At 63.1% G+C, this 290-nt stretch carries 1 pseudogene; it reads left to right on the plus strand.

The features are described from left to right. Positions 1 to 29: 29 nt before the first annotated feature. Positions 30 to 290, plus strand: a pseudogene (locus tag NCR37_RS28275) (fimbria/pilus outer membrane usher protein); the annotation flags it as partial.

Below are 290 nucleotides of genomic sequence, written 5' to 3' on the forward strand. Positions count from 1 at the left end.
GGGTTGCCACGGGAACGGCGTGCATCGTCATGGATGGATCGACTCGCCCAAGGCTCGTGACGCGCGGTGTTCCTCTCCTGATTTCACTGGGCGTGTTTTCCCAAGCGGCTGTTGCTCAAGTCGATATCACCGGCGGCTCGCCCAGCCAGGTTCCGAATATCGCGGGCTCGCCGCGCACCGCCTCGCTCGACATGCAATCGCAAGAAACGCAGTCGCTCGTGCTCGAGATCGTCGTCAACGGCACGAACCTGGGCGAGCCGTCCAACTTCGAGTTGCGTCACGGCCAGCTC

Source organism: Caballeronia sp. GAFFF1, from assembly GCF_023630705.1.
Classification (GTDB): Bacteria; Pseudomonadota; Gammaproteobacteria; order Burkholderiales; family Burkholderiaceae; genus Caballeronia.